Below are 16,523 nucleotides of genomic sequence, written 5' to 3'. Positions count from 1 at the left end.
ACCCCGGGCCGTGTGGCCAGGGGTCCTTTCTCGTGCTGTGCTATTCGGCGGCGACGGTCTCCTTCTCGGGGGCGCGTCCCTCGCCGCCCTTGATGGAGCGGATCAGGAGCTGGGAGACGTCGACGACCTCCAGAGTCTCCTTGGCGGCGCCCTCGTTCTTCTTCTCGTTGATGGCGTCGCCGAGCATCACCAGGCAGAACGGGCAGGCGGTGGAGACGGTGTCGGGGTTGGTCTCCAGCGCCTCGTCCACGCGCTCGGTGTTGATGCGCTTGCCGATGCGCTCTTCCATCCACATCCGGGCGCCGCCGGCGCCGCAGCAGAAGCCGCGGTCCTTGTGCCGGTGCATCTCCTGCGTCTTGACGCCGGGGACGGTGGCCATGATGTCGCGCGGCTGCTTGTAGACCTTGTTGTGGCGGCCCAGGAAGCAGGGGTCGTGGTAGGTGATGTTCTCCTCGATCGGGGTGACCGGGGTGAGCTTGCCCGACTCGACCAGGTGCGCCAGCAGCTGGGTGTGGTGGACGACCTCGTAGTTCCCGCCGATCTGCGGGTACTCGTTGGCCAGGGTGTTGAAGCAGTGCGGGCAGGTCGCCACGATCTTCTTCACCCCCGCGTCGTTGAGGGTCTCCACGTTCTGCTGGCCGAGCATCTGGAACACGAACTCCATGCCCAGGCGGCGGGCCGGGTCACCGGTGCACGCCTCCATCGGCCCGAGGACGGCGAACTTGACGCCCGCGATGTGCAGCAGCTCGGCGACGGCCTTGGTGGTCTTCTTGGCCCGGTCCTCCAGGGCGCCGGCGCAGCCGACCCAGAACAGGTACTCGGTGTCGTCTGCGACCTTGTCGTCGACGACCTCGACCTCGAAGTCCAGCTCCTCGATCCACTCGAGGCGCTTCATCTCCGACATGCCCCACGGGTTGCCCTTGTTCTCCAGGTTTTTCAGCATCACCCCGGCCTCGGAGGGGAAGCTGGACTCGATCATGACCTGGAAGCGGCGCATGTCCAAAATGTGGTCGATGTGCTCGATGTCGACCGGGCACTGCTCGACGCACGCACCGCAGTTGGTGCACGACCACAGCACGTCGGGGTGGATGACGCCGTCGTCGGCGACGAGCTCCTTGTCCACCTGCATGGCGAGCTTCTGCTCGTCGGTGAACTTCTCGCGCTGCTCCTCCGAGGCGGTGAGGTACGGCGCCTTGGCCAGCGCATGGTCGCGCAGCTCCAGGATGAGCATCTTCGGCGACAGCGGCTTGCCGGTGTTCCAGGCCGGGCACTGCGACTGGCAGCGACCGCACTCGGTGCAGGTCGCCATGTCCAGGAAGCCCTTCCAGGTGAAGTCCTCGATCTTGCCGCGACCGAAGACGTCCTCGTCGGGGTCGGCCTCCTCGAAGTCCAGCGGCTTGCCGCCCGACATCATCGGCTGCGCGGCGCCCAGGCCGTCCGGACGGCGCTTGAACATGACGTTCAGCGGCGCCAGGAAGATGTGCAGGTGCTTGGAGTGCACCACGAACACCAGGAACACCAGCGCCACGCCGATGTGCAGCAGCAGCCCGACCGACTCCAGCAGCTCCAGCGTGTCGTGGCTCATGCCCTCGAACGGCTGGCCGACCAAGTAGGAGAAGTACGCGCCCTTGCCGTAGGGGAGGTTGCCGCTGGCCCACTCGACACCGCGGAAGAAGAACATCGTCCAGATCACGTTGAAGATCAGGAACAGCGTCCACCAGGCGCCCGACAGGTGCGAGCCCTTGAACCGGGACTTGCGGTCCAGCCGCTTCGGCGAGTTCTTGAACCGGATCGCGGTGAAGGTGATCAGGCCCGCGGTGCACGCCAGCGCGATCGTGTCCTGGACGAAGCCGATCGGCCCCCAGGTCTGCAGCCCCGGGATCTTGGCGTCCAACCCGAACAGCAGCGCGACGGCGGCCTCGATGTAGACCGTCAGCAGCAGGAAGAACGCCCACATGACCGCGAAGTGCGCCATGCCCGCCAGCGTCCACTTCAGCAGCTTGCGCTGCCCCAGGACCTCGACGGCCTGGCCCTCGACGGCCTTCTTCGGCTCACGCTTGACCTGCAGCGTCCGCTCAGGGTCGGGCTGACCGCTCATGGCGATCTTGTACAGGAACAGCACCCGCCGACCGGCGAGCGCCAGAGCGACCGCCGTACCGGCGAGCCCAATGACCAACGTGATCCAGAACACTGTTCCGTCCTCCTGGGGTACGGGCGATGGCAGTCAGCGTAGGGCTCGCGACAGACTGCACGTCATCCGGGCCCGAATACTACTCGGTAGTAGCTTATGCGTCACACGCCCTGGTCAGACCCGCATTCGCTCCCTTCCCAGGGCGATGCGGCGCCGAACCGGGGATGTGTCGCCCGTCATACCTTAGAGATCTGGGTTCCGATGAGTATCGGCGGGTTCCCGAGTCCATACCACAGGGCGGCGCCCGTCCAGGGCGGTCCCGTCCACCGGTACAGCGAACGGAGGACCTCAGATGACCCCGATGCCCGACCTCGCACCCGCGTCCCGGCGCATGGCCGCGCTGCTCGCGAACGTCCCCGACCACCGGCTCACCGCCCCGACGCCCTGCGCGGACACCTCGCTCGGCGCGCTCCTCGACCACGTCAACGGCCTGACCCTGGCCTTCACATGGGCCGCGACGAAGAACTTCCCGGACGGCGGTTCGCAGCCGCCGTCCGCCGACGCGTCCAACCTCCCCCCGGACTGGCGCGCCCGCATGCCCGAGCGCCTCGACGCCCTCGCCGCCGCCTGGCGCTCCCCCGACGCCTGGCAGGGGATGACGAAGGCGGGCGGCGTCGACCTGCCCGGCGCGGACGCGGGGAACGTCGCGATGAACGAGCTGGTCGTGCACGGCTGGGACATCGCCCGCGCCACCGGCCAGCCCTACGAGGTCGGCGAGGAGGAGATCGACTCCTGCCTCGCCTTCGTCGCCCCCGCGGTGGAGCAGAGCGACGGCAAGGGCATCCCCGGCCTTTTCGGCCCGGCCGCCGACGTCCCCGCCGACGCCACCGCCCTGGACCGCCTCATCGCCCTGACCGGCCGCACGCCCACCTGGACGCCTCCCGCCTGAAGGCCTCCCGCCCCAATGGCGTGACGCCCCTGGCCGACCGAACGTCCACCGCCTGATTGCCCTGACCACGTCGCACCCCCGCACCGTCATGCCCCGACCGGCTTCCATGATGCGAGCGGCGCACGGCCGCCGGAACTGGAACGCGCTTCTGTGGATAACGTCGCGCGGCCGGCGGCCGCCCCCGACCGGCGGCCGTCCCGGACCGGCAGGCCGACGGTTCCTCTTGACGGGCGCGCGGGCTAACCGTTAGCTATTAGCTGGCCGTAAGGGGTGACGCATGCAGGACGCGGTGCTGGCGATGCTCGCGAAGGAACCGTCGCACGGGTACGGCCTGCGCGCGCGCTTGCGGCGGGCCCTCGGGCCGCTCGGCGACTCGATGAACGCGGGCCAGGTGTACGTGACCCTGGCCCGGCTGGAGAGGGCGGGCCTAGTCGTCTGCGAACGCGCGGACGGCCTCCCCGACCGGCCCGACCGCAAGGTGTACGCGCTGACGCCGGCCGGGCAGCAGCGCGTGGCCGCCTGGCTGACCGAGGTGACCTGGCCGAAGCCGAATCTGGCGGAGTTCCACCTCAAGCTCGCCGCCGCAGCGGCAGCACGGCTCGCCGACCCCGTCGAACTGGTGGACGCGCAGCGCCGCGAACTGCTGCGCCGCTTGAGCGACGTGCAGCGCGCGGTCCTCGCCGAGCCGGACGGCTCCACCGCCGGCCTGCTGCTGGAGGGCGTCGCCCTGCGACTGCAGGCGGACCTGCACTGGCTGGACGCCTGCGAGCGCCGCTGGTCGAACGCCGAGAACGACCGCGAGAACGACCCAAAGGACCCATGAACGAACCCGAGGACGCCTGAACCAGCCCGCCGGCGCCCCAAAGCCCCTCCCGGCCGTCCTGCCCAGGACTCCCCCTGGAGCAGGCGTCCGGGGTGGTGGCGCACAGCGGCCCGCACCGCCAGTACTACACGTCGCTCACGGCGCACGGTTCGACGGGCGCCGCCGTGGTGCAGCCCGCCGGCACGGCACCGGGTCCGGTCGACCGGCCGCTGGTGACGCCGGGCGGCTGGGTCCGTCCAGGAGGCGCCGTGGTCGAGCGTGGCTTCGCCACCGCGATGGGCGTCCATGTCGGTGACCGCGTCACGATCGCCGGACGCTCGTTCCCCGTCACCGGGATCGCCGTGACCGCGGCACGCTCGGTCTACCCGTGGGCGCTGGGCATCGGTCCGAACGGCGGGCCGAGCGACGGCGGCGGCCTCGCTCTGGCTGACCGAACCGGACACCCGGGCGCTGAAGTCACCCGACGTCGAGGTGACCTCCTTCATCTACCTCAAGCTGCGCGACCCGGGCACCGCCGAGGCGTTCGCGCGGCGCGTCCCCGCGATCGCCCCCGCGTTCGAGGACACCTGGGTGAACGTCCGGGCCTGGCAGCTCGTGGCCGACCAGGACGCGACCATGCTCAAGGGCAGCCGGCCGATCCTCGTCATCGGCAGCTGGCTGCTCAGCTTCCTGGCCATCGGCGGCGTGGCGACGCTGGCCGCCGGGCGCGCCGCCGAGCAGACCCGCCGGGTGGGGGTGCTCAAGGCGGTCGGCGCCACACCCGGTCTCATCGCCGCCGTCCCGGCCCGCCTCGCGGCCCGGAACCCGATAGCCAGGACACTCAACGCCGAAGCGACCTGAGCCCGACCCCCGGGCAGCGGCTCAGAGGCGCTCGAAGATGGCGGCGAGGCCCTGACCGCCGCCGATGCACATCGTCTCCAGCCCGTAGCGGGCGTCGCGGCGGTGCATCTCGCGGGCGAGCGTGGCGAGGATGCGGGCGCCGGTCGCGCCGACGGGGTGGCCGAGGGAGATACCGGAGCCGTGGACGTTGACCCTGTCCCAGTCGGCGTCCTTGAGGCCCCATTCACGGGTGACGGCGAGGACCTGCGCGGCGAACGCCTCGTTCAGCTCGATGAGGTCCATGTCGGCGAGGGTGAGGCCGGCCGCCTGCAAGGCTTTGGCCGTGGCGGGGACGGGCCCGATGCCCATCGTCTTCGGCGGCACCCCGGCGCGCCCCCAGGACACCAGCCGGACGAGCGGACGCAGCCCCAGCTCGGCGGCGCGTTCCGGAGTCGTGACGACGCAGACGGCGGCGGCGTCGTTCTGGCCGCTGGCGTTCCCGGCCGTCACAGTGGCTTCGGGATTCTGCTTGCCGAGGACGGGACGAAGCCTCGCCAGGCTCTCGACCGTCGTGTCGGGGCGCGGGTGCTCGTCGGTGTCGACGACCGTGTCCCCCTTGCGCGACGTCACCGTCACCGGGACTATCTCCTCCGCGAACACGCCCGACTGCTGGGCGGCGACGGCTCGCTGGTGGGAGCGGACGGCCAGCTCGTCCTGCTCCGCGCGTCCGATGCCGTACTCGCGGCGCAGGTTCTCGGCGGTCTCCAGCATGCCGCCTGGCACCGGGTAGCCGGCCCCGCCGGCGGTGACGCGGCCCTGCGCGAGCGCGTCGTGCAGTTCGAGGGACGGCCCGCGCACGCCCCACCGCGCCTTCGTCGTGTAGAACGGCGCGCCGCTCATGCTCTCCGCGCCGCCCGCGATGATCACGTCGCTGACACCGGTCTGGACCTGCATGGCGGCGTTGAGGACGGCCTGCAGCCCGGAGCCGCAGCGCCGGTCGAGCTGGCTGCCGCCGACGGAGATCGGGAGCCCGGCGTCCAGCGCGGCGACGCGTCCGATCGCGGGGGCGTCGGACGTCGGGTAGCAGTGGCCCAGGACGACCTCGTCGACCGCGCCGCCCGGCAGGCCGGTGCGCTCGACCAGCGCGCGGATGACGGTGGCGGCGAGCTCGACGGGCGGGACGGTCTTCAGCGACCCGCCGAACCGGCCGATCGGGGTGCGCAGTGGCTCGCAGATCACCGCATCGCGCATGGTGGGCTCCTCACGGGGGTCGGTTGCGGGCACCTCGCACATTACGGCCACCGTCCATCGCGGTTGAATGCGTGGGGAGTGGACGAGCGAGGAGGCGACGGTGGAGCAGTGGGCGCGGCGGGCGACGACCGTCCGGGTGATCGGGACCGGGGCGATGGGGCGCGGGATCGCGCAGCTCGCCGCGGCGGGCGGGCTGACCGTGGAGCTGGCCGACCTCCGGATGGAGGCCGTGGTCAGCGCCACCGAGTACATCGGCGGCATGTTCGACAAGCTCGTCGGCAAGGGGCGGATGACCGCCGAGGACGCGGAGGCCGCGAAGGGGCGGCTGCGGCCGGTCGGCGAGCCGCTGACCCCGTTCCAGGACTGCGATCTCGTGGTGGAGGCCGTCCGGGAGGACATCGACACCAAGCGGGAGCTGTTCACGTCCCTGGAGAAGGTCTGCCCGAAGCACACGGTCCTGGTGACCAACACCAGTTCGCTGCCGGTGACGGCGATCGCGGCGGCGCTGGAGGATCCGTCCAGGGTGGCGGGGCTGCACTTCTTCAACCCGGTGCCGCTGATGCGTCTGGTGGAGGTGATCCCAGGGGCGCGCACGGCGGAGTGGATTCCGGACGCGCTCGCCGACCTCGTCCGGCGTCTCGGGCATGAACCGGTGCTCGCGCCGGACGCGCCCGGGTTCCTCGTCAACCATGCGGGCCGCGGCCTGGTGACGGAGGCTTTGCAGATCCTGTCCGAGGGTGCCGCCGAGCCGGTGGACATCGACCGCATCTCGCGGGACGTCCTGGGCCTGAAGATGGGGCCTTGTGAACTCCTCGACCTCACCGGGATGGACGTGTCGCACCCGGTGATGGAGTCCATCTGGACGGGGTTCTACACGGAGCCGCGTTTCCGCCCGTCCAGGATCGGACGGGCACGCCTCGAAGCCGGCCTCTACGGACGTAAGACGGGCGAAGGCTTCTACAAGTACGTGGACGGCGCCAAGCAAGAGCCGCCGGAGGTCGCCGTCCCGGCGGTGGAGCCGCGCCCTGTGTGGGTGCACGGCGACGTCCGTGAATCACTGGGCGCGCTGCTCTCCGCAGCGGGAGTGGAAGTCGAGTCCGGGGACGAGCCGTCGGCCAATGCGGTCGTGCTCGTCGCCCCGCTCGGGCAGAGCACCCTGGTGGCGGCGGACGGCCTCCCCCTGGAGCGCACCCTGGGCGTTGACCCGCTGGGCGGATTCTTCACCCGCCTCACCGTGATGGTGCACCCGGGCGTGGACGCGGACGCAGGGCGCGCCGGTATCGCGGCCCTCGCCGCGACCGGACGGGCCGTCTCCGTCGTCCGCGACGCCCCGGCCCCGGTGGCCCAGCGGCTCCTCGCCTCGGTCGTGAACGTGGGCTGCGGGATCGCCGAGCAGCGCCTCGCCCGTCCGCAGGACATCGACACCGCCGTCCGCCTCGCCCTCGGCTACCCGCGCGGTCCGCTGGAGTGGGGCGAGCACGAGGGCGCCGACCGCGTCCTCCGGATTCTGCACGGCCTGCAGGAGGCCACCGGAGACCCCCGCTACCGGCCGAGCACCTGGCTGACCGAACGCGTCGCCCTGGCCCTTCCCCTGAACGAGACCGGCACGGCCCCGTCCGACCTCACCGCGTAACGACACCGGAGCCCTGGCGAGGGCCTTCAGTGCGCTCGCCGGCGGGAGCCGGACGGTCGGCCCGCAGGACGAAAGCAGCGAACAGGGCGGCGATCAGCATCGCGGCACAGGCGGCGTAGGAGGCGACCGCGACCGCGTGGCGGTCCCGTCCGGCGAGGGCTGGCGGGCCGCCGCGACCGGGTACGCGCGCAGCCTCCGCGCCGATGCCCTCCGCCCGGACGGTGGGCGGAGGGCATCGGCGTGGAGGCGGCGCTTCACCGAAGGGATAACGCGGCGGCCACCGCCCCCCGGCTCGAAAGGCCCGCTCAGAAGGGCAGCTCCGCGGGCGGCTTCGGCTTGGTGTCGGTCCAGCCCGACGAGCGGACCGCGACGTAGTTGATGATGAAGCCCGGCTTCATCTCCGCGTACCGGCCGCCCGGCTTGGTCAGCGTGTCCTGGACGGACAGGACGCCGCCGGTCTTCTCGTCGAAGACGATGACCAGGCGGTGGCCGTAGCTGCCCCGCTCGGCCTTCGGCCCGCCGTACTCGCCGGTGATCGTGGCGGTGCGCTCGGCGGCGGTGGCCAGCGCGACGCCCTCGCGGCCCATCGGGTCGGCGACGCGGCCGATCGCCTGGACGCCCGGCAGGGACGCCAGCGCCCGCATCAGCCCCGCCCGCACCTTCGGCGGGACGGGGGTGCCGCCGAGGATCGACGACGTCCGCCAGATCCCGGCGGAGGCCGTCTGCGCCTCGGTCGGCCTCCGGCCGCTCTTCGCCCCGGGGTTCAGCCCCCGGCTCGCCTCCTCACCGCTCAGGAACTTCTCGGCGAGCTTGGCCGGATCGGTCGGCAGGTTCTGCCACTCCTCGGCCGGCTCGCCGAGGAACTCGCCGCCCCCCTCGGGGTCGATGCCGACCTCGGGGACGTCCGACCGCCACTTCGTCGCCTCGGCCGTGTAGGTGGAGTAGTGGTCGTTCGACCAGACCCGGAACTTCGACGGCGACCCGGCCTTCTTCCAGAGCGCCTCGTCCCGCGCGGTGAGCGGACGGGCCGGCAGGTCGCGCCCGTAGTACGCCTCGCCGGTCCCCTTCTTCACGCCGGTCCAGTTGAACGACTCGGTCGTGGCGCCGACGATCGCGTACGTGCCGGTCTTCGCCCGGATGATGTACGACTGCCCGTCGATGCGGTCGGTGTACCAGTACTTGCCGGTCGGGGTCAGCTCGACCTTGGCCGCCGCCGCGAGCACCGCCTGCTTGTTGAGGTCGGCACCGGCGGGCGCGTCCGGCGAGCCCGGGGTCCCCTGGCCGGTGAGCGCGACCGCGACGGCCGCCGCGGCCCCCGCCGCGACCAGCCCGAGCCCCAGCCCGGCCGGCCACCCGAACCCGAACCGCCGCCGCCCCGCCCTCGGCGCCGTGGGGCGCCGCCCGGCCATCTCGTCCTCCAGCAGGGCCAGCGCCTTCGCCGCGGTCTCCGCGGACGGGGGCGGCGGCTCGCGCAGCAGGCCCCGGACCCGGTCCATCTCGTTCATGTTCATGCGGGCGTCTCCTCAACGATCAGCGCGGGATCGGTTCCGCCGAGCGACTCCCGCAGGCGGCGCCGGGCACGGTGCAGGCGGGACGCGACCGTGCCCGTCTTCAGGCCGAGCGCCTGCCCGACCTCCTCGTAGGACAGGTCGGCCAGCGCCACCAGCAGCAGGACGTCCCGGTCCCCGCGCGGCAGCCGGGCCAGCGCGCCGGCCAGGTCCTCGCCGGCGCGGCCGGCGGTGACGCGGGCCGCGACCAGCTCCTCGTGGCCGTCCTCGAAGCGGTCGGCGGGCGTGCGCGCCAGCGCCTGGTAGCGGCGCCCCTCGGCGCGCCGGTGCGTCCCGATCAGCCGGGTCGCGATCCCGTACAGCCAGGCGCGGACCGTCCCGCGCGCCGGGTCGAACCGGCCGCGCTTGCGGAACGCGGCGAGGAAGACCTCGGCGGCGATGTCGTCCGCGGCGTCCGCGCCGAGCCGCCGCGCCACGTACCCGTGGATCGCGGCGAAATGGCGGTGGAAGATCTCCGCGAACGCGGCGGGGTCGCGCCGCGACCGCACGATCGCCTCCGTGTCGGGGTCGTCCCCACCGGTGTCCGGCGGGCGTTGGTGGGCCATGAAGTGATCCTTTCGGTCACCCCGTTCTCAGCCGAACCCCCGATTCGCCTTCACGGCCGCGCGCGCCCTCCGTCCGGACGTCCCGGACGTCCCGGACGGAGGGCGCGCGTCCCCGATCAGAAGGGCGGTTCCGCGGGCGGCTTCGGCTTGGCGTCCGTCCAGCCCGACGCCCGGACGATCCAGTAGTCGATCACGAAGCCGGGCTCGCGGTCCCGGTAGGCCCCGCCCGGCTCGGTCAGCACCCGCTGCTCGGCGAGCAGCTCACCGGTCGCCCTGTCGAAGAGGAGTTCCGAACGCGACCGGTAGGTGCCGCGCTCCTCCGGCGGCGCGCCGTACGTCCCGTCCACCGTCGACGGCGCGTCGTCGGCGACCAGCGCGACGCCGGTCCGGCCGAGCGGATCGGTGGCCGCGCCGACCGACCTGACGCCGGGCTGCGCGGCCAGCGCCCGCATCAGTCCGGCCCGGACCCTCGGCGGCAGGGGGACGTCCTCCAGCAGCCGCGCCGTCACGCCGAGCTTGGCGCCGGGAGTCCCGAGCCGGTTGAGCGGGCCGACGCGTGCTCCGTCCTTCGGCACGCGCGGCGTGAAGAACATCTCGGCGAGGGCGGCCGGGTCCTCGGGCAGGCGCCGGACCTCGTCCAGGGTCAGCTCTCGGCCCGTCCCCTGGACGAAGAACCTGCCGCCCGCGCGCGCGTCGGGGGCGTCGCTGTCCCACTTCGACGTCGACCGGTCGTAGGTGGAGTAGTGGTCGTTCGACCAGACCCGGAACTTCGACGGCGACCCCGCCTTCCGCCAGAGCTCCGCGTCCCGCTCCGTCAGCGGCCGGGCCGGGATGTCGCGCGCGTGCAGGGCCTGGCCCATGCCCGGTTCCGCCCCGGTCCAGCCGAACATCTCGATGTGCGCGCCGACGATCGCGTAGTCGCCGGTCCCGGCCCGGACGATGTACGACTGGCCCGAGACCTGGTCGGAGTACCAGTACTTGCCGACGGGCTGCGCCGCGGCCTTCGCCGCCGCGGCCAGCACGGCCTCCCGGCCGAGGTCGACCGTCGCCGGCGGCGGGGCCGGCGCACCGGTCCCGGTGACCGTGGCCGCGACGGCGACGGCCGCGCCCGCGGCGACGGCGCCGAGCCCGATCCGGAACCGCCATCCGAGGCGGACTCGGCGGCGCGGCGGTTCGCCGGTCACCCGGGCGCGGGCCTCGGTCATCTCCCGGAGGGTCGGCGGTTCCGGCTCCCCGTACGCCTCGCGGATCGCCTGCAGTTCATCCATGGTCGTCCTCCCCTTCGTGCATCGGGTTCGTGCCGCCGAGTGCCGCGCGCACCTTCTTCCGGGCCCGGCTGAGCCGCGACCCGACCGTCCCGTACGGGATGTCCAGGGCCGCCGCGATCTCCTCGTGGGTGAGGTCGGCGAGCGCGACGAGGAGCAGCACGTCGCGCTCGCCGGCCGGCAGCGCGGCGATCGCGCCGGCCAGCCGCCCGCGCAGGCCCTGGGCGCTGACGCGGGCGTCCACCCGGTCGGCGTGCCCGCCGTCGTCCCGGACGGGGCCGAGCCGCGCGCGGGCCCGCAGGCCGCGCACCTCGCTGCGCCGGTGCTTGCCGATCAGGTTGGTCGCGATGCCGTACAGCCAGGTCCGGACGTTCGCCCGCGCCGGGTCGTAGCGGTCGCGGTGGCGGAACGCCTCCAGGAACGTCTGCGACGCGACGTCGGACGCGGCGTCCGGGCCGAGGCGCTTGGCGGCGTACCCGTGGATCTCGGCGAAGTGGGCGTCGAAGACCTCCCCGAACCGTTCGGGATCGTGCAGGGACGGCCGCGGCACGTCCGGTCCGGCGGGAGGCCGGTCCGGACGCGCCGCGGCGAGGGGGTTCCCCGTCATGTGGTGCCTTTCCGTCGCACGGATGGCGGTCACACACGTATCACCCGGACCCCCTCCTCACTTTCGTTCCAAGCGGACTTACCGGACGCGGTAGGCGCAAATGATCCGCTGGTCGACGCCACTGCCGCCCGCGTCGTTCGCGGTGACCCGCAGCGACACGGCCTGCCCTGGACGGGGGCCGGAAGCGGGGCGCCGAACCGCCCGCCGCCGAGGTCCTCCATCTGGACGGCCTGTTCGCGGCGGGAGCCGGTAGCATCGGCGGCATGTCCGGCGCTTCGTGCGCGGCCGCCTGCGCCGCAGTGACGAGGACGCTCCGCTAGCGGCGGAGCGTTCGTCTCACTTCCCGTTGAACGTTCCACCGCTCCGTCGACGATCCGGAGCGGCACGTTCGTGCTGCTCGGAACTTCTTCTGAGCAACGGAGCACTCGGTGTCTTCAAGCGTTCTTTCTTCGCGCCGGGACGCGTCGTCCCAAGCGCGCGCGTGGCTGGTGCTGTGCTGCATGGCCATGCTGCAGTTCTTCATCGCGGTCGACGTGACCGTGGTCAACGTCGCCCTGCCCTCGATCGGCGCCGACTTCGGCGTGGACGGTCACTCGCTGACCTGGGTCGTGGTCGGGTACACGATCACCGGCGGGGGGCTGCTGATGCTCGGCGGCCGGCTGGGCGACATGCTCGGCAGGCGGCGCATCCTCCTGCTCGGCACGGCGCTCTTCGGCGCCGCGTCCCTGCTGGCCGGGCTCGCGCCGTCCTTCACCGTCCTGGTGACGGCCCGGCTGCTGCAGGGGGCCGGTGAAGCGATCGCGCTGCCGGCGGCGATGGCGGTCATCGTGCTCATGTTCCCGGAGGGCCCGCCCAGGTCGCGGGCGCTGAGCGTATGGGCGGCCGTCGCGAGCTGCGGACTCGTCCTCGGGTTCGTGGTCTCCGGCGTCATCACCGAGCTGCTGGGCTGGCGGTGGGTCTTCCTGGTGTCCGTGCCCTTCATCCTGGTCGTGCTCGCCGCAGCGGTCTTTCTCGTTCCGGGCGAGCGGCCGGCCGAACGCACACCGCTGGACGTTCCCGGGGCGCTTCTGCTGACCGCGGCCCCACTCCTGTTCACCCTCGGGGTCGTCGAGGCAGGCAAGGGGGACGGCACCCTCCCATGGCTGCCGCCGCTCGCGCTGGCCGGTGCGGTGGCGGCGGGCGCCCTGTTCATCAGGGTCGAACGCCGTTCACGGAACCCGCTCGTGCCTCTGCGGTTCTTCCGCAACCGGCCGCGCGTCCTGGCGAACCTCGCCACCGCCCTGCTGAGCGCGGCCCTGTCCGCCTCGTTCCTGCTGTTCACCTACTACCTGCAGGACCGGTTGGACGCCGGCCCGCTCCAGGCCGGCCTGACGATGCTGCCCCTGGCGGTGTCCCTGATCACGGCCTCGATGCTGGTTCCCCGGCTGCTCGAGCGGTGGGGCGCGCGAGCCTGCGTCCTCGCCGGGATCGGCTTCACCACCGCGGCCATGATCGTCATCGCGCTGGTCGCCCGCGTGGAGGCCACCGGCCCGGCGCTGATCCCGGCCATGGTGCTGATCGCCGCCGGGATGGGGTTCGGAATCGTCGGCCTGCAGTACGTCGCGGTCACCGGCGTGACCGAAGACGACGCCGGCATCGCGTCGGGCGTCCAACGAGCCGCCGACCAACTAGGCGGTTCGACCGGGATCACCCTCTACGTCGGCGTCGGCTTCGCCCCGGCCCTGACCGGCACCGACCCGTTCCTCACCGCCAGCCTCCTAGCGATCATCGGCCTGGCAACGGCCGCGATCATCGCCTGGCGGATCTCCATACCCGCCGAACAGACGCAGGAGATGCTCGGCTAATCCCGCGCAGGGCCGGTCGGCGCGCATCCGAACGTTCTACCGGAATAGATGACACAAGATGTCGTGATTCGCTGGAAGCCTGAGCACATGACAAGCAGGACAGTGGCCACTGAGCCGAACGACCTGGGCAAGTTCTTCGTCGAGCGCGCTAACGCGGGCGACGTCGACGGGCTGGTGGCGTTGTACGAGCCGAACGCCGTGCTGGCGTTCCCGCCGGGCAGTCTCGCGACCGGACACGCGGAGATCCGCAAGGTGTTCGAGCAGATGGTCGCGGCCGGGACGGTGATCTCGCCGGGCAGGCAGCAGCCGGCACTGGTGAGCGGCGACCTGGCACTGACGGCGACCACGCTGACCAACGGCGAGGTGACCGCCGAGATCGCCCGCCGCCAGCCGGACGGGTCATGGCTACGGGTCGCGGACCGCCCGCCGCTCGAAGTGCCCTAGCGATGCGGCGGTGGGCCGGCACAGCCGCGCCCACCGCCGCACAATGTCGTATCGGCGTCCCGCGCGGACACAGGGCCGAACCGTCACCCGACCCGGCCCACGTCGAAGACTCGCCCGGACGGTGATCAGTGAATGGCCAGCCCGCCGTTCTTGATCCGGGCCGTCAGGGCACGCCACGCGGACGGCCCGAACATCAGGACGGGTCCGTCCCGATCCACCGAATCACGAACACCCACAACACCAGGAACGTTCAGCGCCACCTCGATGCAAGTATCGTTGCCTGCCCCCGAATGGCTGCTGATCCGCCATTCAGGCACGGTGCGCTCAGAGGTCATCGTTCTTGATCCGCGACGTCAGCGCACGCCACGCGGACGGCCCGAACACCAACACCGGCCCGTCCCGATCCACCGAATCACGAACACCCACAACACCAGGAACGTTCAGCGCGACCTCGACACACGAATTGTTGCCTGCCCCAGAGTGGCTGCTGATTCGCCACTGGGCTTCGGCCGGGAACCTATGCATGGACATGAGCTCGGAACTCCTCCCGGATGGCGGCGAACAGAGCCACCGAATCCTCTTGAGACAGGGCCGCGTCGGCGATGCGGTCCAACATCGAGCTACAACGCCGCACCTGCGCGATGTCCTCGATGTACATACTTCCTCCCATAGTCTCCACGTGTGCGGTATCGAGTTCCAGGGGCGCCGAGAACTCGAAAATGTCTACCGAGCCTTCACCCAGACCAGGCCGGTACTCGTGTGTCATTGGGACGATCCGTATTGCCACTGACGGCTGTGCCGCTGCCTCAATGAGCGCCGTAAGCTGGCTCGCCATCACGGCTGGCCCGCCCACTGGACGGCGGAGGACTTCCTCGGCCACGAGGAAGTCGAGTTCGGGGGCGTCGGTGCGCGCGAAGCGGGCGCGTCTCGCCATCCGAGCCTGCAACCGCCGGTCGATCTCCTCCGTGTCATCCGGAAACTCACCCGCGATCAGCACGCGAGCGTAATCAAGGGTCTGGAGCAGACCAGGGACGACTTCCGTTTGCCAGGTTCGGATGCGGTTGGCGGCGTCCTCCAGTTCGGCGTAGCCGCCGGCCAGGACGTCGCCGAACGCCGCCCACCAGCCACGGGTACGGATGTCGCGGGTGAGCTGGAGCAACGCTGCCCGCGTCGCGTAGTCGGTGCCGTAGACGTCCAATATGCGCTCGACGTCGGCCACGGTGGGCCTTCCCTTGGCCGTCTCGATGCGGACGAGCTTCGGGCGGCTCCAGCCCAGAAGCCCGGACGTGGCCTCCGGCGTCAGCCGAGCCTCCTCCCGGAGACGTCGAAGCTCCGCCGCCAGGCGACGGTGGCGAGCAGTGGGCCCGTGGTCTATCGGCATGGGCGCCAGTCTCCCAGTGATCACCCAAGGTGCGCGGCCAAATACCGAATGGAATCTTCGTCAAGTACTAGCGCCTTGTACTTGTACATGTCATCCTTCCCGTGTCGAGCCGACTCCGCAGCGTCACCAAGCGCAGGTGAAGGTTCGCCGCTTGGACCGTCGACGCGCTACCCCCAGGCGTGGGCGGCGGTTGGGTGACCGTCGGCGCGGGTTCGTGCCGGCGGGTGTCGCGTGGCCGGGGTGCTCACCCCCGGGCTCCCCGGCCGCGTGGCGTGACAAGAGCGAGTCGCGCCCCTGCGCGCTCGTAGACATAGGGCGGCCCCGGACAGGTGCTGCAACACCATGACGCCCGGGGCCTCGATCGGAAGAGAGGTCCGATCTATGGGCAACCTAGCTGATTGCTCCGCGACGAGTTGGGTCTACCTCGACCCCGACCAGATCCGACAGGAGCTGGAGGCCGCGTTCCCCGGCGTCCGGGCTTGGCTCGGGGAGTACACCGGGCACTGGTGGGCGCTGGTCAACGACCGTCTGGTGGAGGCGGTCACCCCTCGGCTTCTCGCCGACGAGATCCGCGCGGTCCTCGCCGTCCGGCGGACGGTCCCGCCCCGCAGAGGCAAGCTGCGGGATCGTCCGGCCGCCCCCTCACGGCCCCGCGAATCGGCGCGGCCGGGCCATGGACGGCCGAAGCGGCGGCGGCGCGTCCTGCTCGGGGGCTGGCGGTGAGCGGACGGGCGAGCACCCCACCACGGATGTACGCCTGGGACGTCGGGAACGGCCACGCCGGGGTGACCGACGACATGGACACCGCGTTCAGCCACGTCGATCTCGCCCTTCGCAGTGCGGCCACAGGCGTGTGCGGTGCGGTCAGGCTCGTCACGGTGTCCCTGTACGGCAAGAGCGAGTACATCGTCCTCGGCATCGTCGGCCACGCGCGGCGCGATGACGCCGGGGTCATGTGGACGAGGTGGTGACGTCCCCTGGTCGCGGGGAGGAGGTGGTCCTCCTGGCGGGGGACGACAGGCGGGCGCGCGCTCCTCCGTTCAGGCGAACTCTGCGTCGGCGGGTCCGTTCGGGGAACCGGAATACGTGGCTCAATCGTCCTGTTGTAGAGGTCGTCAGCAAAGTTGAGTCGGGTCGGCTCAAGTCATTTGACAGGGGAGCGCGATCCGGGCAATCTTGCGGACAGAAGACGAACCGGCCGCGCCCTGGGCGACGACCGGGGCTGCATGACACCGGCAACGGGGTTAACCGGAAACGACGGAG

General features: G+C 71.7%; 17 protein-coding genes. 8 read left to right on the top strand and 9 right to left on the bottom strand.

What is annotated here, in order from left to right; translation table 11 throughout:
* Positions 1-40: 40 nt before the first annotated feature.
* Positions 41-2,191 carry a (Fe-S)-binding protein gene (locus ABFX46_RS11040; protein WP_346041624.1) on the bottom strand — a complete coding sequence of 717 codons (2,151 nt, stop codon included), beginning with the start codon at positions 2,189-2,191 and terminating at the stop codon, positions 41-43.
* A gap of 292 nt (positions 2,192-2,483) precedes the next feature.
* Between ABFX46_RS11040 and ABFX46_RS11035 the strand changes: the two genes are divergently transcribed.
* The 3 genes from ABFX46_RS11035 to ABFX46_RS11025 all read left to right on the top strand — a co-directional run bounded on the left by ABFX46_RS11035 (position 2,484) and on the right by ABFX46_RS11025 (position 4,743).
* Positions 2,484-3,080, top strand: coding sequence for a TIGR03086 family metal-binding protein (locus ABFX46_RS11035; RefSeq protein WP_346041622.1), 597 nt, complete (start codon positions 2,484-2,486; stop codon positions 3,078-3,080).
* 277 nt (positions 3,081-3,357) lie between these two features.
* Positions 3,358-3,903: a PadR family transcriptional regulator gene (locus ABFX46_RS11030; RefSeq protein WP_346041620.1), complete on the top strand. Its 546-nt coding sequence runs from the start codon at positions 3,358-3,360 to the stop codon at positions 3,901-3,903.
* A gap of 471 nt (positions 3,904-4,374) precedes the next feature.
* Positions 4,375-4,743 (top strand): ABC transporter permease family protein, encoded by a 369-nt coding sequence (locus tag ABFX46_RS11025; protein WP_346041618.1) that lies wholly within the window; start codon positions 4,375-4,377, stop codon positions 4,741-4,743.
* A 21-nt stretch (positions 4,744-4,764) separates the two neighbouring features.
* Here the strand turns inward: ABFX46_RS11025 and ABFX46_RS11020 are convergent, their stop codons facing one another.
* Positions 4,765-5,973, bottom strand: a complete 1,209-nt coding sequence (locus ABFX46_RS11020; protein WP_346041616.1) for an acetyl-CoA C-acetyltransferase — start codon at positions 5,971-5,973, stop codon at positions 4,765-4,767.
* A gap of 67 nt (positions 5,974-6,040) precedes the next feature.
* Between ABFX46_RS11020 and ABFX46_RS11015 the strand changes: the two genes are divergently transcribed.
* Positions 6,041-7,606, top strand: a complete 1,566-nt coding sequence (locus ABFX46_RS11015; protein WP_346041614.1) for a 3-hydroxyacyl-CoA dehydrogenase — start codon at positions 6,041-6,043, stop codon at positions 7,604-7,606.
* A gap of 305 nt (positions 7,607-7,911) precedes the next feature.
* Here the strand turns inward: ABFX46_RS11015 and ABFX46_RS11010 are convergent, their stop codons facing one another.
* The 4 genes from ABFX46_RS11010 to ABFX46_RS10995 form a co-directional block, all read right to left on the bottom strand.
* Positions 7,912-9,117: a CU044_5270 family protein gene (locus tag ABFX46_RS11010; protein ID WP_346041612.1), complete on the bottom strand. Its 1,206-nt coding sequence runs from the start codon at positions 9,115-9,117 to the stop codon at positions 7,912-7,914.
* Positions 9,114-9,719 (bottom strand): RNA polymerase sigma factor, encoded by a 606-nt coding sequence (locus tag ABFX46_RS11005; RefSeq protein ID WP_346041610.1) that lies wholly within the window; start codon positions 9,717-9,719, stop codon positions 9,114-9,116. Before ABFX46_RS11005 ends, ABFX46_RS11010 begins: the two co-directional genes overlap by 4 nt.
* Positions 9,720-9,835: 116 nt before the next feature.
* Complete coding sequence (locus ABFX46_RS11000; RefSeq protein ID WP_346041608.1) at positions 9,836-10,987, bottom strand: CU044_5270 family protein; 1,152 nt, start codon at positions 10,985-10,987, stop codon at positions 9,836-9,838.
* A complete protein-coding gene (locus tag ABFX46_RS10995; RefSeq protein WP_346041606.1) occupies positions 10,980-11,591 on the bottom strand; it encodes an RNA polymerase sigma factor in 612 nt (203 codons plus the stop codon). Before ABFX46_RS10995 ends, ABFX46_RS11000 begins: the two co-directional genes overlap by 8 nt.
* 500 nt (positions 11,592-12,091) lie before the next feature.
* Between ABFX46_RS10995 and ABFX46_RS10990 the strand changes: the two genes are divergently transcribed.
* Together ABFX46_RS10990 and ABFX46_RS10985 are read left to right on the top strand one after the other, a co-directional pair.
* The gene (locus ABFX46_RS10990; protein WP_346041604.1) at positions 12,092-13,435 is read left to right on the top strand and encodes an MFS transporter; all 1,344 of its coding nucleotides are present in this window, start codon (positions 12,092-12,094) and stop codon (positions 13,433-13,435) included.
* 87 nt (positions 13,436-13,522) lie between these two features.
* A complete protein-coding gene (locus ABFX46_RS10985; protein ID WP_346041602.1) occupies positions 13,523-13,879 on the top strand; it encodes a YybH family protein in 357 nt (118 codons plus the stop codon).
* 125 nt (positions 13,880-14,004) lie between these two features.
* Here ABFX46_RS10985 and ABFX46_RS10980 read toward each other — a convergent pair whose 3' ends face one another.
* The 3 genes from ABFX46_RS10980 to ABFX46_RS10970 are packed head-to-tail and all read right to left on the bottom strand — an operon-like array spanning position 14,005 to position 15,260.
* Positions 14,005-14,214 carry a DUF397 domain-containing protein gene (locus ABFX46_RS10980; protein ID WP_346041600.1) on the bottom strand — a complete coding sequence of 70 codons (210 nt, stop codon included), beginning with the start codon at positions 14,212-14,214 and terminating at the stop codon, positions 14,005-14,007.
* Positions 14,204-14,404, bottom strand: a complete 201-nt coding sequence (locus ABFX46_RS10975) for a DUF397 domain-containing protein (protein ID WP_346042136.1) — start codon at positions 14,402-14,404, stop codon at positions 14,204-14,206. Before ABFX46_RS10975 ends, ABFX46_RS10980 begins: the two co-directional genes overlap by 11 nt.
* Positions 14,397-15,260 carry a helix-turn-helix domain-containing protein gene (locus ABFX46_RS10970; protein ID WP_346041598.1) on the bottom strand — a complete coding sequence of 288 codons (864 nt, stop codon included), beginning with the start codon at positions 15,258-15,260 and terminating at the stop codon, positions 14,397-14,399. Before ABFX46_RS10970 ends, ABFX46_RS10975 begins: the two co-directional genes overlap by 8 nt.
* Positions 15,261-15,641: 381 nt before the next feature.
* Here ABFX46_RS10970 and ABFX46_RS10965 point away from each other — a divergent pair, with 381 nt between their 5' ends.
* The gene (locus ABFX46_RS10965) at positions 15,642-15,983 is read left to right on the top strand and encodes a hypothetical protein (RefSeq protein ID WP_346041596.1); all 342 of its coding nucleotides are present in this window, start codon (positions 15,642-15,644) and stop codon (positions 15,981-15,983) included.
* Positions 15,980-16,231, top strand: coding sequence for a hypothetical protein (locus tag ABFX46_RS10960; protein ID WP_346041594.1), 252 nt, complete (start codon positions 15,980-15,982; stop codon positions 16,229-16,231). Before ABFX46_RS10965 ends, ABFX46_RS10960 begins: the two co-directional genes overlap by 4 nt.
* Positions 16,232-16,523: the final 292 nt, after the last annotated feature.

This window comes from Actinomadura chokoriensis, assembly GCF_039529475.1.
GTDB lineage: Bacteria > Actinomycetota > Actinomycetes > Streptosporangiales > Streptosporangiaceae > Spirillospora > Spirillospora bangladeshensis.
This window is presented reverse-complemented; position numbering and strand designations above follow the sequence as displayed.

Excerpts from the sequence above, each read along its gene's own strand:
- ABFX46_RS11035 (WP_346041622.1), top strand. The coding sequence starts at position 2,484 with ATGACCCCGATGCCCGACCTCGCACCCGCGTCCCGGCGCATGGCCGCG.
- ABFX46_RS11030 (WP_346041620.1), top strand. The coding sequence starts at position 3,358 with ATGCAGGACGCGGTGCTGGCGATGCTCGCGAAGGAACCGTCGCACGGG.
- ABFX46_RS11020 (WP_346041616.1), bottom strand. The coding sequence starts at position 5,973 with ATGCGCGATGCGGTGATCTGCGAGCCACTGCGCACCCCGATCGGCCGG.
- ABFX46_RS11015 (WP_346041614.1), top strand. The coding sequence starts at position 6,041 with ATGCGTGGGGAGTGGACGAGCGAGGAGGCGACGGTGGAGCAGTGGGCG.
- ABFX46_RS11010 (WP_346041612.1), bottom strand. The coding sequence starts at position 9,117 with ATGAACATGAACGAGATGGACCGGGTCCGGGGCCTGCTGCGCGAGCCG.
- ABFX46_RS11005 (WP_346041610.1), bottom strand. The coding sequence starts at position 9,719 with ATGGCCCACCAACGCCCGCCGGACACCGGTGGGGACGACCCCGACACG.
- ABFX46_RS11000 (WP_346041608.1), bottom strand. The coding sequence starts at position 10,987 with ATGGATGAACTGCAGGCGATCCGCGAGGCGTACGGGGAGCCGGAACCG.
- ABFX46_RS10995 (WP_346041606.1), bottom strand. The coding sequence starts at position 11,591 with ATGACGGGGAACCCCCTCGCCGCGGCGCGTCCGGACCGGCCTCCCGCC.
- ABFX46_RS10990 (WP_346041604.1), top strand. The coding sequence starts at position 12,092 with ATGGCCATGCTGCAGTTCTTCATCGCGGTCGACGTGACCGTGGTCAAC.
- ABFX46_RS10985 (WP_346041602.1), top strand. The coding sequence starts at position 13,523 with ATGACAAGCAGGACAGTGGCCACTGAGCCGAACGACCTGGGCAAGTTC.
- ABFX46_RS10980 (WP_346041600.1), bottom strand. The coding sequence starts at position 14,214 with ATGACCTCTGAGCGCACCGTGCCTGAATGGCGGATCAGCAGCCATTCG.
- ABFX46_RS10975 (WP_346042136.1), bottom strand. The coding sequence starts at position 14,404 with ATGCATAGGTTCCCGGCCGAAGCCCAGTGGCGAATCAGCAGCCACTCT.
- ABFX46_RS10970 (WP_346041598.1), bottom strand. The coding sequence starts at position 15,260 with ATGCCGATAGACCACGGGCCCACTGCTCGCCACCGTCGCCTGGCGGCG.
- ABFX46_RS10965 (WP_346041596.1), top strand. The coding sequence starts at position 15,642 with ATGGGCAACCTAGCTGATTGCTCCGCGACGAGTTGGGTCTACCTCGAC.